Here is a 14,260-nt window from a genome sequence, read left to right as displayed (position 1 = left end):
GCGAGCCCGACCTTCCATCCAGCCCCGCGTGCCGCGGCAGCCGAACCCGCGCCGGCGCGCGCGTCCGGCATCCGCGCCATTGCCCCGCCGCTCGAACGATCGCGGGCGAACCGGTTCGCGTGGAGCGCGCATGAAGCACAAACGACTCTGGTTCGGCGCGGCCGGCATCGCGGCCGTCGGCCTGGCGGTCGCGATCGGCATCATGTTCAAGCCGTCGATCGCGCCGATCGATCCGCCCGCCCGCGCGTCGTTCGATCCGCAACTCGTTCGCGCCGGCGCGCGCGTGGTCGCGCTCGGCGATTGCGTCGTGTGCCACACCGCGAACGACGGCAAGCCGTTCGCCGGCGGGCTGCCGCTCGCGACGCCGTTCGGCACGATCTACGCGACCAACATCACGCCGGATGCCGACACCGGCATCGGCCGCTGGTCGCGCGACGCGTTCGCCCGCGCGCTGCGCAGCGGGATCGCCCGCGACGGCCATCCGCTCTACCCGGCATTTCCGTACATCCACTTCACGCGGATGTCCGACGACGACATCACGGCCGCCTACGCGTACCTGATGACCCGCGAGCCGGTGCGGACGAAAACCCCGACTAACGACCTGATCTTTCCGCTGAACTTCCGGCCGCTGGTCGCATTCTGGAACGTACTGTTCCTGCGCGAAGGCGCGTACCGGCCCGACCCGTCGCAATCCGCGCAATGGAATCGCGGCAAGCTGCTCGTCGACGGCCTCGGGCACTGCGCGTCGTGCCATTCGCCGCTCAATGCGATCGGCGGCGAACAGGCCGGCAAGGCGTTCGACGGCGGCATCGTCGACGGCTGGGAGGCACCGCCGCTCAATGCGCTCGGCAGCGCGGTCAAGCCATGGACGCAGGCGCAGCTCGTCACCTACCTGCGCACCGGCCGCGCGAGCGAGCACGGCGCGGCGGCCGGCCCGATGCTGCCCGTCACGCGCGATCTCGCGACCGTGCCGCAGGAAGACGTCGAGGCGATCGCCGCATACATCCTGTCGATCCAGAAGCCGGCGGCCGCCCGGCCCGCGACGGCCGGTGCCGGACACGGCCCGACGACGCCCGCCGGCCAGCGCGGCGCGGTGCTGTTCCAGGCGTCGTGCGCGCAGTGCCACGGGCCGGCAGCGCCGATGCAGTCGATCGGCGAGCGGCCGACGCTCGCGTTCAGCACGGCCGTCGCCGCCGATACGCCGCGCAACGCGATCCAGATGATGTTCAACGGAATCGGCTGGCACGGCGAAGACACGCTGAACTACATGCCGTCGTTCATCGACCAGTACGACGACGCGCAGATCGCGGACCTCGCCGCGTACCTGCGGGAAGCATATTCCGATCGTCCCGCGTGGAGCGGCGTCGACACCCTGGCCGCGAAGCTCAGAAAGGAGGACAGCGCGCGATGATCACCCTCACCGTCAACGGCGTGCGGCACACGCTCGACATCGATCCGTCCACGCCGCTGCTGTACGCGCTGCGCAACGACCTGCACCTGCACGGCGCGAAATTCGGCTGCGGCCTCGGGCAATGCGGCGCATGCACCGTGATCGTCGACGACAAGCCGATGTTCTCGTGCCTGATTCCGGTGTCCGCGCTCGGCGAGCGCCGCGTGCGGACCGTCGAAAGCCTCGGCAGCGCCGCGCATCCGGGCAAGCTTCAGCAGGCGTTCATCGATCACCAGGCCGCGCAGTGCGGGTATTGCATCGCGGGCATGATCATGCGCGCGCAGGCGCTGCTCGAGCGCAACCCGAAACCCACCGAACGCGAACTGCGCACCCAGATGGAACCGAACCTGTGCCGCTGCGGCACGCACATGCGGATCCTGGCGGCGATCCGCCAGGTCGCCGGCCTGCCGGACCCGGAACCGGCCGCCGCGCCCGTCATGATCAGCAAGGGACTCTGATGAACCCAACCGACGACATCGACGAAGGCCGCCGGCACTTCATGGTTTCCGGCGCGCTCTTCGTCGCGTTCAGCCTCGCGCCGGTCGCGCGTGCCGCCGCGCAGCTCGTGATCGCGGACGAAGGCGCCGCCGTCCACGTCGCCAAGGCGACCGAAACGCTGGCCGGCAGCCTGAAGACCAACCCGCTGCTGGACGCGTGGATCAAGATCACGCCCGACGGCAAGGTCACCGTGTTCACCGGCAAGGTCGAGCTCGGCACCGGCGTGCGGACCGCGCTGCTGCAGGTGGCGGCCGAGGAGCTGAACATGAAGCCCTCGCTGATCACGTTCCTGACCGCCGACACCGGCGCGTCGCCGGACGAGGGCCTGACGGCCGGCAGCCACACGATGGCCGACAGCGGCTCCGCGTTGCTGAACGCGGCCGCACAGGTGCGCGGGCTGCTGGTCGACGGCGCGGCGAAGCAGTTCGGCGTCGACCCGCGCACGCTCACCGTCGCCGACGCGGTGATCAAGGCGCCGGACGGCCGCACGATGCGCTACGGCGACGCGGTGCGCACGGTCGACCTGCACCGCAGCGCGACACCGACGTCGCCGCTGAAGCCGCCGGCCACGTTCTCGGTGATCGGCACGTCGCTGCCGCGCGTGGACATTCCGAACAAGGTCACGGGCGGCGTCAGCTACGTGCAGGACATGGAACTGCCCGGCATGCTGCACGCGCGTGTCGTGATGCCGCCCGTGTACGACGCGAAGCTGCTGTCGTTCGACGAAGCCGCGATCCTGAAGATGCCGGGCGTGGTGCGGATCGTGCGCAACGGCAGCATGCTCGCCGTCGTCGCGCAGGGCGAATGGCAGGCGGTCGTCGCGCAGCGCGCGCTGGCGGCCGGCAGCCGCTGGTCGCCCGGCCGCGCGCTGCCCGAGCGCGGCACCGTGCATCAGGACCTGAAGCGGATCGCGACGCAGCGCATCGAGATCGCGAACACAAAGGGCGACACAGCGCCGGCCACGAAAACACTGTCCGCGACGTTCCTGAAGAACTACCTGCTGCACGGCTCGATCGGGCCGTCATGCTCGGTCGCGCATCTCGAGAACGGCATGCTGACCGTGTGGACCCACTCGCAGGGCGTGTATCCGCTGCGCGACGCGCTCGCCGAGATGCTGTCGATGCCGAAGGCGAGCGTGCGCTGCATCCACACCGAGGGTTCCGGCTGCTACGGGCACAACGGCGCGGACGACGTGGCCGCGCATGCGGCACTGATCGCGGCGGCGCTGCCCGGCAAGCCGATCCGCGTGCAATGGATGCGCGAGCAGGAACATACGTGGGACCACTTCACGCCCGCGATGGTCACCGAGCTCAGCGCGTCGCTCGACGCGAGCGGCCATATCGTCGACTGGAACTACGCGCTGTGGAGCAGCTCGCACAACGAACGGATCGTCAATGCCGGCCGGCTGCTGCCCGCGCGGATGCTCGAGCCGCCGTTCGTGCCCGCGCCGTCGACGCCGATGCTGCAGCCCGAGGGCGGCGGCGATCGCAACGCGATCCCGCTGTACGCACTGCCGACCATGCACATCGTCAACAACTTCTCGCCGACGATGCCGCTGCAGACCTCCGCAATGCGCTCGCTCGGCGCGCACACCAACGTGTGGGCGATCGAGAGCTTCATGGACGAGCTCGCGCACGCCGCCGGCGTCGATCCGGTCGAATTCCGGCTGCGGCACATGCAGGATCACCGCGCGAGCCAGGTGATCAAGCTCGCCGCGACGAAGTTCGGCTGGCCCCGGCCGCCGCGCGAACGCAACCGCGGCGTCGGTTTCTCGTTCGGCAAATACAAGAACCTGATGGCCTACGTCGCGATGGCGGTCGAGATCACGGTCGTGCCGGAAACGGGCCAGGTGACGCTCGACCGCGCGGAAGTGGCCGTCGACGCGGGCCAGGTCGTGTCGCCGGACGGCATCCGCAACCAGATCGAAGGCGGCATCGTGCAGGCCGCAAGCTGGACACTGTACGAGGCGCTGCAATACGATACGCAGCGCATCCGCAGCTTCGACTGGAGCAGCTACCCGATCCTGCGTTTCCGCGCGGCACCGCAAAGCATCAAGGTGCACCTGATCAACCGCCCGGGCGCGCCGTTCCTCGGCGCGGCCGAGGCGTCGATGGGGCCGACCGCGGGCGCGCTGGCCAACGCGATTTTCGATGCGACCGGCCAGCGGATGCGCGAAATGCCGTTCGCGGGCGACGGGCTCAGGAAGCGCATCGACGCGTAGCGGCGGCACCCCGACATACAAGCCGCGCCGGCATGCACCGGCGCAGGCAACGAACAGGCTGGAGATTTCCGAACGATGGATACCTTGCTTTCGATGCGCGTGTTCACGCGCATCGTCGAAACGGGCAGCTTCACGCGCGCGTCCGACACGACCGGGCTGACGACGCCGCGCGTCTCCGCGCTGCTGAGCACGCTCGAACAGCATCTCGGCTGCCGGCTGCTGAACCGCACCACCCGCCGGATCTCGCTGACCGAGGACGGGCAAGCTTACTACGAGCGCTGCGTCGGCGTGCTGCGCGAGATCGACGACATGGAGGCGGCCGTCTCGCAGGCGCGCAACGTGCCGCGCGGCCGCCTGAAGGTGAACCTGCCGCCGGCGATGGCCAAGCAGATCATGGTGCCCGCGCTGCCCGAGTTTCTCGCCGCGCATCCCGGCATCTCGGTCGAACTCGGCGTGACCGACCGGCAGATCGACCTCGTCGGTGAAGGCGTCGATTGCGTCGTGCGCATCGGCGCGCTCGACGACTCGGGGCTGGTCGCGAAACGGATCGGCAGCCTGACCACCTGCACGTGCGCGGCGCCCGCGTATCTCGAGCGCTGCGGCGCGCCCGAGACGGTCGACGATCTCGCGCAGCACATCGCGGTCAGCCACATGTCGGCCGATACGGGCCGGCCGCGGCCGTGGGACTACGTCGTCGACGGCGAAACACGCATCGTACAGATGTGCGGCACCGTCGCGGTCAACGATGCCGACACCTATATCGCATGCGGCGTCGCCGGCATCGGCCTGATCAAGACCTCGCTGTACCTGGTCGAGCCGTACCTGCAATCGGGGCGCCTGCGCGAGGTGCTGACCGATTTCAACACGCCGCCGCGGCCGATCTCGATCCTGTATCCGCCCAACCGGCATACGCCCGTCAAGCTCAAGGTGTTCGTCGACTGGCTCGCCGGGCTGTTCGCGCAGATTCCGACGCTGCAGGGGCAGCGCCGCTGACGGCCGCCGTCGATGCCCGTCGCTGAAACCGCGCGGCCGCGCCCGCGCGCACACCGCATCGATCAAGTGAATTAAGACGCGGTTTAGGACTATTCAGTCCGCCCGATCCAGACTGCTCTCAGGGGCCTTGCGATCCGCGATATCCGCGCCGGAGGCCCGTTTCGAGAGGCCCAACATGACGATCGCGAACGCCGGCCCGTCCGTCCAGGACGTCCACGCCGTCTTCGATGTCCTCGGCCCCGCGTTCGCGCACGGGCGCATCGCGCGCGTCGGCGACGCGGCCCGCACGCCGCGCCCGCATCCGGCATCCGGCATCCGGCAAGTCGAAGGCGCTCGCCGCCCCGGCCACGCTCGCGCAGGCGTTGCCGGCCGACGCGCGCGACGTCGCGCCGCGCACCGCGTCGTGGGCGGCCACGCGCCGCGTCGCAGCGGTCACCCTCGCCCTCCCCGGCATGCGGCTCGCGACCGATCTCGGCTTCGGCCTCAGCCCCCTCACATGAACCCGCACGCGCTCCGACCCCTTTGCGCGGCACGCAAAGCTCGATTGCGCGCCGGCCGTATTCTCTTGTTATCGATCGATCAATAACCTTGTCGGCAATGCGGCGGCTTGCGTTTCGCCGCGGCGAACACCCGAACACCCGTATCCCATCACGCCCGCCCGACAGCCGGGCCCCCGACATCTCTTTCGAAGGAGTCGACCATGTCAGCAGAATCCACCCCGCTCGCGGCCCACGGGCACGCAGCCAAGCTCACGCAGGGCCTCATCCTGCTGTTCGCGTTCAGTTGCGGCGCGATCGTCGCGAACCTGTACTACGCGCAGCCGATCACCGAACTCATCGCGCCCAGCCTGCACATGTCCGGCGCAACCGCGAGCCTGATCGTGTCGCTGACGCAGATCGGCTATGCGTTCGGCCTGTTCTTCATCGTGCCGCTCGGCGACCTGCTCGAGAACCGCAAGCTGATGATCGTCACGGCCGTCGTGTCGATCGCGAGCCTCGCGGCGGCGGCCGTCGTGCAGACGCCCGGACTGTTCCTCGCGGTTTCGCTGCTGATCGGCTTCAGCTCGGTCGCGGTGCAGATCCTGGTGCCGCTCGCCGCGCACCTCGCGCCCGATCATTCGCGCGGCCGCGTGGTCGGCACGATCATGGGCGGGCTGCTGCTCGGCATCCTGCTCGCGCGCCCGCTGTCGAGCGTGGTGGCCGACGCGTTCGGCTGGCGCTTCGTGTTCGCGGCCGCCGCGGTGCTGATGACGCTCGTGACCGCCGTGCTCGCGCTGACGATCCCGTCGCGCCAGCCCGATCACCGCGCGACCTATTTCGAGCTGATCGGCTCGCTGCTGCACCTGGTCCGCACGATGCCGGTGCTGCGCCATCGCGCGTTCTACCAGGGCCTGATGTTCGCGTCGTTCAGCCTGTTCTGGACCGCCGTGCCGGTCGAGCTCACGCGCCACTACGGGCTGTCGCAATCGGCCATCGGCCTGTTCGCGCTGGTCGGGGCCATCGGCGCGACGTCGGCCCCGGTTGCCGGCCGCCTCGCCGATGCCGGCCACGGCGTGCGGGCGACGCTGATCGCGCTGGTCGCCGGCGCGCTGTCGTACGCGGTCGCGCTGATCCACGGCGCCGGCCTGTATGGCCTCGTCGTCACCGGCATCGTGCTCGACTTCGCAGTGCAGATGAACATGGTGCTCGGCCAGCGCGAGATCTATGCGCTGCACGCGGCAAGCCGCAACCGGCTGAACGCGCTGTACATGACGAGCATCTTCGTCGGCGGCGCGATCGGCTCCGCGCTCGCGAGCCCGCTGTACGAACACGGCGGCTGGCCGCTCGTCGCTGCAGTCGCCGGCGCGTTCCCGGTCATCGCGCTCGCCCACTACCTCGTGATCGGGCGTCCGCACGCACAACGCCACGCCCAGTCCTGAACCGGCGCCGGCACCGGTTCACGCGCGACGCCCTCCGGGCCGCATGCGCGCCGGAACGCTGCCGGCACGACGTCTCCGTCTTTCCCGAACTTTCCGCAGGGCCCGCCGCCTGACCGGTCGCCACCACGCGACACGCGGCGCCGCCCTGCCTCACGCAAAAAGGAATCCATCATGTCTTCCCTGCTCAGCCACTACGACCTGCGCGGCCTGCCGCTTCCCAACCGTGTCGTGATGGGGCCGATGACGCGCTCGCGCGCGCCGTCGCGCGGCCAGCCGACCGAACTGATGGCCGAGTACTACGCGCAGCGCGCGTCCGCCGGCCTGATCGTGACCGAGGCGACCAACGTCAGCCCGGCGTCCGCTTCGTTCGAACTGACGCCGGGGCTCGTCACCGACGAGCAGGCGGCCGGCTGGAAGCAGGTCACGGACGCCGTGCATGCGAACGGCGGCCGGATCTTCGCGCAGCTGTGGCACGGCGGCCGCGTGAGCTCGCTGACGCTGCTCGGCGGCGCCGCGCCGCTGTCGCCGTCCGGCGTGAACGACGATCTCGAGCAGTTGCAGGTGTGGGCGCAGTTGCAGAACGGCTATTACACGAAGATCCACGCGACGCCGTCGCGCGCGATGACGACGGACGAGGTGGCCGACACGGTCGACGAATTCCGCGACGCGGCCGTTCGCGCGATGGCGGCCGGCTTCGACGGCGTCGAGATCCACGCGGCCAACGGCTACCTGCCGCACCAGTTCCTGTCGTCGACGCTGAACCGCCGCGACGACCGATACGGCGGCTCGGTCGCGAACCGCGCGCGCTTCCTCGAGGAGATCGTCGACGCGGTCGGCGCCGTGATGCCGCTCAGCCGCGTGGGCGTGCGCATCTCGCCGTACGCGAAATACAACAACGTGCGTGACGCGGATCCGGATGCAACGTACGCGTACGTCGGCCGCATGCTCGACGAAGCCGGCGTCGCCTATGTGCACGCGGCGGACACCAACGGCTGGAGCGGTGAACCCGACCTGCCGCGCATCGTCGCGAACACGCGCCAGCATTTCGGCGGCACGCTGATCGTCAACGGCGGCATCGCGCCGGACGCCGCGAATGCGCTGATCGACGCGGGCGACGCAGATCTCGTCGCGTTCGCGCGGGCGTACATCGCGAACCCCGATCTGGTCGAACGCCTCGCGGCGAACGCACCGCTCGCCGCGCCGAAGGCGGTCGGCTGGTACGGCGGCGACCGCGCGGGCTACGTCGACTATGCGCGTCACGATGCGGCGGGCGTGAGTGCGTAAGCGCCGAGGTGCGCAGGCGCGCGAGCACCTGTGCACCCGGCTCACGCCGCCGGAACCAGCCGGAACCTGCGGGACGCCGTCAGGCGTCCTGCCAGCGTGCGCCGAGCACGCGCCCGCAGAAATTCAGCCGGTGGAAATCCGGATCGGCGCGTTCGAGCACGTCGGCGCTCCACGTGCCGAACGTCGACGCCGGCCGGTGCGCGACACCGCGCGCGACCGCATCGAGGAACGCGTCGCCGAAGCCTTCGCCGCGCGGGTAGGCGGCGAGCAGCGCGCGCCGCTCGTCGGCCGAATACGCGTCGAAATCGGTGGCCATCAGGTCGGTCGAGACGGCGGCCGCCAGCACGCGAGCGAGCGGCGACACGCGCGCGGCAACGCCGGGCGTCGTATGCAGCGCGATCGCGTGCCACACGTCGTCGCGCAGGCGCTGCGACGTCTGGTGGCGCAGCAGGAACGTATCGGCGGCATCGGCGCTGTCGAGCTCGTAGCGCGCGGCCGAGCGGCCATACGCGGTGCTCAGTCCCATGTTCGCGTACATCGCGGCCACATACAGCGCATCGGCATCGCAGGTCTCGCCGGCACGCTGCGCGGCCAGCGACGCGAGCACGAACACCCGGCTCGCATGCCCGGTGATCGCCCGCGGCAGCGACGCGCGGGCTGCTTCGGCCGCTTCGATCGCCATCGGCGTCCGCGGAATGCGGACACCGGCGACTTCATCGTCGGCCGACGCGCACGTGTGCGCAGAACTCATCTCGTCTCCTTCTACCCCTCGCCGGGGGCGGAAAATTGTCCATGTCTCGCGCGGCCCGCGCCGACGCAGCCGGCGCGGGCACACTGACGGCCGGTACGGCGTCGGCCTAGTACGCGAAACCGGGGTAGCCCGATGCTTCGCACTGCTCGGCGGTTTCCATCGCGGCCGCATGCAGGCGCTGCACGAACGCGCGCCCGAACCCCCGCGCGGCACCGGCCGCCAGCGGGCCCGCGCCGGCTGCACCGGCTGCGGCACGCAGCGAAGCCGACTCGGCCGAACGACGCCGGCCGGCACCGCCGAATTCGGCGACCGGCGACCACGCGGGGCTGACCGCCGGCGGCGGCGGTGCGAGCGACGCGAACTCGTCGTCCGCATGCACGATCCTGCCGCCGACGACCGTCAGCACCGACGACAGCGACGTGATCCGCGCTTCGTCGATCGTGAAGTAGTCGTCCGTCAGCACCGCGAAATCGGCGTAGTGGCCGGGCACCAGCGCGCCCTTGCAGTCGTCCTCGCCGGAAAACCACGCGCTGCCGACCGTATAGCAGCGCAGCGCTTCCATCCGGCCGAGCCGGTTGCGTTCCGGATACAGCGCCGTGCCGCCGACCGTGCGCCCCGACACCATCCAGTACAGCGACACGAACGGGTTGTAGCTTGCGATGCGCGTTGCATCGGTGCCCGCGCCGACCGGCAGCCCGGCCGCCAGCATCGCGCGGATCGGCGGCGTGCGCATCGCGGCTTGCGCGCCGTAACGCGCGATGAAGTACTCGCCCTGGAACGCCATCCGGTGCTGGACCGTCACGCCGCCGCCGAGCGCGGCGATGCGCGCGATGTTCGCATCCGTGATCGTCTCGCAGTGATCGAAGAACCAGCGCAGGCCGTCGAACGGCGTCTCGCGGTTCACAGCTTCGAGCACGTTCAGGAAGCGGCCGATCGATTCGTCGTAGGTCGCATGCAGCCGGAACGGCCAGCGGTGCCGCACCAGCAGCCGCACCACCGCGGCCAGCTCGGCCTCCAGCGCCGCCGGCAGATCGGGGCGCGGTTCGAGAAAATTGCCGAAATCGGCGGCCGAATACACCAGCAGCTCGCCGGCGCCGTTCATCCGCAGGAACGCGTCGCCGTCGCCGGGTTTCGCGAGCGTCACCCAGCGCGCGTAGTCGTCGAGCTCCCGCCCCGCATGCTGCACGAACAGGCTGTACGCGACGCGCACGGTCATTTCGCCGCGCCGCGCGAGGGCCAGGATCGCGCCGTAGTCGTCCGGAAAGGACTGGAAATCGCCGCCCGCGTCGATCGCGCTCGTCACGCCGAGCCGGTTCAGCTCGCGCATGAAATGCCGCATCGAATTCATCTGGTCGTCGTGGCCGAGCTTCGGGGCGCGTTCGAGCGCCTCGTGCAGCACGGCCATGTCCGGGCGCGCGATCAGCAGGCCGGTCGGCCGGCCGAGGCGGTCGCGCTGGATCTCGCCGCCGGGCGGGTTCGACGTGTCGCGGCCGTAGCCGATCGCGCGCAGCGCGGCCGCGTTCAGCAGCGCGCTGTCGCCCAGGTGCATGATGAAGACCGGCGTGTCGGGCGCGATCGCGTTCAGTTCGGCCGCCGTCGGCCCGCGCTTTTCGGCGAACTGGAATTCGGTCCAGCCGCCGACCACGCGCACCCAGTGCGGCGCGGGCGTGCGCAGCACCTGGCGACGCAGCATCGCGAGCGCGTCGGCCAGCGTCTGCACGCCGTCCCAGCGCAGTTCCAGGTTGAAGTTCAGGCCGCCGCGGATCATGTGCAGGTGCGAATCGTTCAGCCCCGGGATCACGGTGCGGCCGTTCAGGTCGATGCACTGCGTGCCGGCATGCGCATGGCACATCACGTCGTGCCCGCTGCCCGTTGCGAGAATCCGGCCGTCCTTCACGGCGAGCGCGGTCACGAACGACTGCCGGTCGTCCTGCGTCGCGATCTTGCCATTGCATACGATGAGGTCCGCCGCCGCGGCGGATGCCGTCGCCCTAAGCACCGTCAGGCCCTCCGCTTGCGCCGTGAGCCGGCACGCGGCCGCATGCCGCCTGCCTCCGGTTCGACGATACACGGACCATCCACTCCCCCTTGAACATTGAACGATCGGACTGACGGGCCGCGGCGCGATGGCGCGGTGTCGTCCTGCGCGAACCGGGCATGCCGTTACGCCACCTGCTGCATCGCATCCGCCGCCTCGTGCCGCATGCGCGGCCGGCCCGCCGGCAGTGCCGGCTCCGGGCGCACGAAGTTCTGCAGGCGCGCGAGCCGGCGCACGTCGAATGCGCGCGATTGCGGATCGAAATGCCCCGACAGGTTCGCCACCAGCGACGACGCCTGGCCGGTCCGCCCGCGCTCGATCAGGTGATCGGCGAGATCGAGCGTGCCGCGCAGCGCCCACATCGCGGCGCCCTGCCCGTTCGCGGTATGGATCCCGGTCAGCAGATGCCGGTGCCCTTCGACTTCGTACGCGAGCGCGGCATCGGGCTCCGCGGTGCGGGCCTGCTCGAGCATCGCGAGCCCCCGGACGCGCAGCAGTTCCGGCACGAACAGATGCTCGCCGTGCGCGCGGCAGCGCGCGAGCGTCGCGTCGAGTTTCGCGCATGCCTCGGCCGCGCGGCCGGTGCGCGTCAGCCCTTCCGCGTACGCGACGACCAGCGGCGCGAGCAGGCGCCGGAACCCGCTCGCCTCGATGCGCCGCAGCGCGGGTTCCAGCCGCGCGAGACCGGCGCCGGGATGCCCGGCCTGCATGTCGAACTGCCCGGCGAGGCCTTCCGCATGGCTGAGCCAGATGTCGAACCCGTTCGCCTCCGCGGTCGAGCGCAGCGTGCCGAGATAGTCGGAAATCACGTCGTGATCGCCGTAGCGCAGCGCGATCGGCACGGCCGCGGCGCCGAGCACGACGCACAGCGCCAGCCCCGACCCGGTGCGACGCGCGGATTCGACCGCCTGCGCGGCCAGCCGCATCGCGTATTCCGGATCGCCCTGCATCCAGACGAGCCGCATCAGCATCGTGCGGCCGAGCGTCGCGACGTCGACCCCGAGCGCGGCTTCCGCGCAGGACGGCTCGCCGGCCACGTCCAGCCCGGCGGTCGCGGCCTCCAGCCGCTCGCGGGCCTGCGCGTGTTCGCCGAAGTAATGCAGCGACGTCGCGACCATCGCGTTCGCCAGCAGCCGCTGCGGCCGGTCGCCGCGCCGTTCGGCCGCGCGCTCGAAACGCGTCGCGTAGCGCAGCGATTCGTGGATGTCGGAGCGCGTCAGCATCGTGTTCCACAGCCCGACCAGCGCGCACGCGTCGAACGCCTCGTCGCCGATCCGGCCCGCGAGCACGAGCGTCCGGTCCCACATCGCGGCCGCCGCGTGCGTATCGCCGTCGGTATGCAGCAGCGCCGTCGCGTAGGCCGCGCGCAAGCGCAGCTCGCGTGCCGCGTCGATGCTGCCGGCATCGCCGGTTCCGCCGGCCTCGATCGCGTCGAGCGCCCGCCGCGCCGGTTGCGCGCATTCGCGCATCCGCGCCGGCTCCAGCAACGCGAGCGCCAGTGCGTCCGCTTCGTGCCCGCGCGGCTCGACCGCGACGGGCTCGTGCGGCGCCGGCGCCGGCGCGTCCGTGGCGACACGCGGACTCGCGAGATCCGCGGCCGGCGTCAGCGCCTGCATCCGCGCCTCCCCGTGCTCGCGTTCGTAACACGCATGACGCTCGGCGACGAGGTCGAATTCGCCTTCGTTGCGCAGTTTTTCGAGCGCGTACGCGCGCGTCGATTCCGTCAACCGGTAACGCGCGTGCGCGCCGTGGAACTCGACGGTCACCAGCGACTTCGCGACCAGTTCGCCGAGCACCGCGATCGTCTCGGCGGCCGACATCCCGGGATCCATCGCGACCTCGCGCGCGGCATCGAACGTGAACGGCCCGATGAAGCACGCCATGCGGCGAAACAGCGCGCGCTCGGCCGCATCCAGCAGCACGTAGCTCCAGTCGAACGTCGCCCGCAACGTCTGGTGGCGCGGCAGCGCCGAGCGCAGCCCGCCGGTCAGCAGGTTCAGCCGGTCGTCCAGACGCGCGGCGACGGCCTCGAGCCCGAGCGTCGCGACGCGCGCGGCAGCCAGCTCGATCGCGAGCGGCAGCCCGTCCAGGCGCCGGCAGATGTCGCCGATCAGCCGGATGCCGGCCGCATCGACCGCGCAGTCGGGCGTGGCGGCGCGGATCCGCGCGAGGAACAGCTCGACGGCCGAATGGCGCACGATCTCGTCGAGCGGCGCGTCGCTGTGCGGCACCGCCAGCGGGCTCACGCGAAACACGGCTTCGGCCGAGATATGCAGGGGTTCGCGGCTCGTCGCGAGCACGCGCAGCGACGGCGCACGCGACGTCAGCGTATCGACGAGATCGGCCACCAGATCGACGACGTGTTCCGCGTTGTCGAGCACGAGCAGGGCCGGCGACGCGGCGAACGCGCCGGCGATCGGGGCGATGCCCGGCACGCCGACGGTCTCGAGGCCGAGTTCCGCGGCGATCGCGAGCAGCACGTCGTCGCGCGTCGCGGCGCTCGCGAGCGCGACGAACAGCACGCGTTCGCCGGACCGCTCGCGCAGCTCGTGGGCGACGCGGCCGGCCAGGCTCGTCTTGCCGATGCCGCCCGCCCCGACGAGCGTGACGACCGGTGCGCGCTCGATCCTGTCGACGATCTGCCCGATCTCCGCCTGGCGCCCGACGAGCGAAACCGGGCGGGCCGCCGCGACGGGGGCGGCCGGCAACGCGGCCGCGCGCGGCGCGGGCTCGTGCGCGACGGCGGGCGGCGCGACCAGCAGGTAACCGCGGCCCGGCACCGTCTTGATCAGGTCGCGGTCCGCGCCCAGCGCCTTGCGCAGCGTCGCGACGTGAACCTGCAGCCGGTTTTCCTCGACGATCAGGCCCGGCCACACGGCATCCATGATGTCGTCCTTCGACACGACGGAACCGTTGGCACGATGCAGCACTTCAAGTATGTCAAGCGCGCGTGCGCCGATACGCAGCGACGCGCCGTGGTGGCGAATGTCCCGCTGCTCGAAATCCACCGACAACGTCCCGATCTGGATCATGGCCGCCTCCAGGTTCCCCACGATGACCGCCGTGTGAACACGGCCGTTCACCAGGGCGGGAATGCACACCCGTGC

10 protein-coding genes are annotated in these 14,260 nt (G+C 70.8%); 7 read left to right on the top strand and 3 right to left on the bottom strand.

All coding sequences use genetic code 11. The annotated features are described in order from the left end of the window. Positions 1–130: 130 nt before the first annotated feature. The 7 genes from VK92_RS18430 (at position 131) to VK92_RS18400 (ending at position 8,364) form a co-directional block, all read left to right on the top strand. Positions 131–1,411 carry a c-type cytochrome gene (locus VK92_RS18430; protein WP_048027035.1) on the top strand — a complete coding sequence of 427 codons (1,281 nt, stop codon included), beginning with the start codon at positions 131–133 and terminating at the stop codon, positions 1,409–1,411. Next, positions 1,408–1,908 carry a (2Fe-2S)-binding protein gene (locus tag VK92_RS18425; RefSeq protein WP_021158264.1) on the top strand — a complete coding sequence of 167 codons (501 nt, stop codon included), beginning with the start codon at positions 1,408–1,410 and terminating at the stop codon, positions 1,906–1,908. Before VK92_RS18430 ends, VK92_RS18425 begins: the two co-directional genes overlap by 4 nt. Further along, the gene (locus VK92_RS18420) at positions 1,908–4,169 is read left to right on the top strand and encodes a xanthine dehydrogenase family protein molybdopterin-binding subunit (protein ID WP_048027033.1); all 2,262 of its coding nucleotides are present in this window, start codon (positions 1,908–1,910) and stop codon (positions 4,167–4,169) included. The genes VK92_RS18425 and VK92_RS18420 overlap by 1 nt, the downstream gene beginning before the upstream one ends. Before the next feature lie 75 nt (positions 4,170–4,244). Next, positions 4,245–5,162, top strand: a complete 918-nt coding sequence (locus VK92_RS18415; RefSeq protein ID WP_021158262.1) for a LysR family transcriptional regulator — start codon at positions 4,245–4,247, stop codon at positions 5,160–5,162. Between the two features lie 227 nt (positions 5,163–5,389). After that, positions 5,390–5,662 carry a hypothetical protein gene (locus VK92_RS18410; protein ID WP_048027031.1) on the top strand — a complete coding sequence of 91 codons (273 nt, stop codon included), beginning with the start codon at positions 5,390–5,392 and terminating at the stop codon, positions 5,660–5,662. A 200-nt stretch (positions 5,663–5,862) separates the two neighbouring features. After that, positions 5,863–7,080, top strand: coding sequence for an MFS transporter (locus tag VK92_RS18405; protein ID WP_021158260.1), 1,218 nt, complete (start codon positions 5,863–5,865; stop codon positions 7,078–7,080). A gap of 171 nt (positions 7,081–7,251) precedes the next feature. Continuing rightward, positions 7,252–8,364, top strand: coding sequence for an alkene reductase (locus VK92_RS18400; RefSeq protein WP_048027029.1), 1,113 nt, complete (start codon positions 7,252–7,254; stop codon positions 8,362–8,364). Positions 8,365–8,443: 79 nt separating this feature from the next. Here the strand turns inward: VK92_RS18400 and VK92_RS18395 are convergent, their stop codons facing one another. The 3 genes from VK92_RS18395 to VK92_RS18385 form a co-directional block, all read right to left on the bottom strand. Further along, a complete protein-coding gene (locus VK92_RS18395) occupies positions 8,444–9,115 on the bottom strand; it encodes a hypothetical protein (RefSeq protein WP_021158258.1) in 672 nt (223 codons plus the stop codon). A 106-nt stretch (positions 9,116–9,221) separates the two neighbouring features. Continuing rightward, a complete protein-coding gene (locus tag VK92_RS18390) occupies positions 9,222–11,114 on the bottom strand; it encodes an amidohydrolase (RefSeq protein ID WP_048027662.1) in 1,893 nt (630 codons plus the stop codon). Between the two features lie 164 nt (positions 11,115–11,278). Further along, the gene (locus tag VK92_RS18385; RefSeq protein ID WP_048027660.1) at positions 11,279–14,185 is read right to left on the bottom strand and encodes an ATP-binding protein; all 2,907 of its coding nucleotides are present in this window, start codon (positions 14,183–14,185) and stop codon (positions 11,279–11,281) included. Between the last annotated feature and the right edge of the window lie 75 nt (positions 14,186–14,260).

Source organism: Burkholderia sp. LK4, assembly GCF_001043615.1.
Taxonomy (GTDB): domain Bacteria; phylum Pseudomonadota; class Gammaproteobacteria; order Burkholderiales; family Burkholderiaceae; genus Burkholderia; species Burkholderia cepacia.
Note: the sequence above shows the minus strand (reverse complement) of the source record. Positions and strands in the feature narration are given on the sequence as shown.

Excerpts from the sequence above, each read along its gene's own strand:
- VK92_RS18410 (WP_048027031.1), top strand. The coding sequence starts at position 5,390 with ATGTCCTCGGCCCCGCGTTCGCGCACGGGCGCATCGCGCGCGTCGGCG.
- VK92_RS18400 (WP_048027029.1), top strand. The coding sequence starts at position 7,252 with ATGTCTTCCCTGCTCAGCCACTACGACCTGCGCGGCCTGCCGCTTCCC.
- VK92_RS18395 (WP_021158258.1), bottom strand. The coding sequence starts at position 9,115 with ATGAGTTCTGCGCACACGTGCGCGTCGGCCGACGATGAAGTCGCCGGT.
- VK92_RS18415 (WP_021158262.1), top strand. The coding sequence starts at position 4,245 with ATGGATACCTTGCTTTCGATGCGCGTGTTCACGCGCATCGTCGAAACG.
- VK92_RS18405 (WP_021158260.1), top strand. The coding sequence starts at position 5,863 with ATGTCAGCAGAATCCACCCCGCTCGCGGCCCACGGGCACGCAGCCAAG.
- VK92_RS18430 (WP_048027035.1), top strand. The coding sequence starts at position 131 with ATGAAGCACAAACGACTCTGGTTCGGCGCGGCCGGCATCGCGGCCGTC.
- VK92_RS18425 (WP_021158264.1), top strand. The coding sequence starts at position 1,408 with ATGATCACCCTCACCGTCAACGGCGTGCGGCACACGCTCGACATCGAT.
- VK92_RS18420 (WP_048027033.1), top strand. The coding sequence starts at position 1,908 with ATGAACCCAACCGACGACATCGACGAAGGCCGCCGGCACTTCATGGTT.
- VK92_RS18385 (WP_048027660.1), bottom strand. The coding sequence starts at position 14,185 with ATGATCCAGATCGGGACGTTGTCGGTGGATTTCGAGCAGCGGGACATT.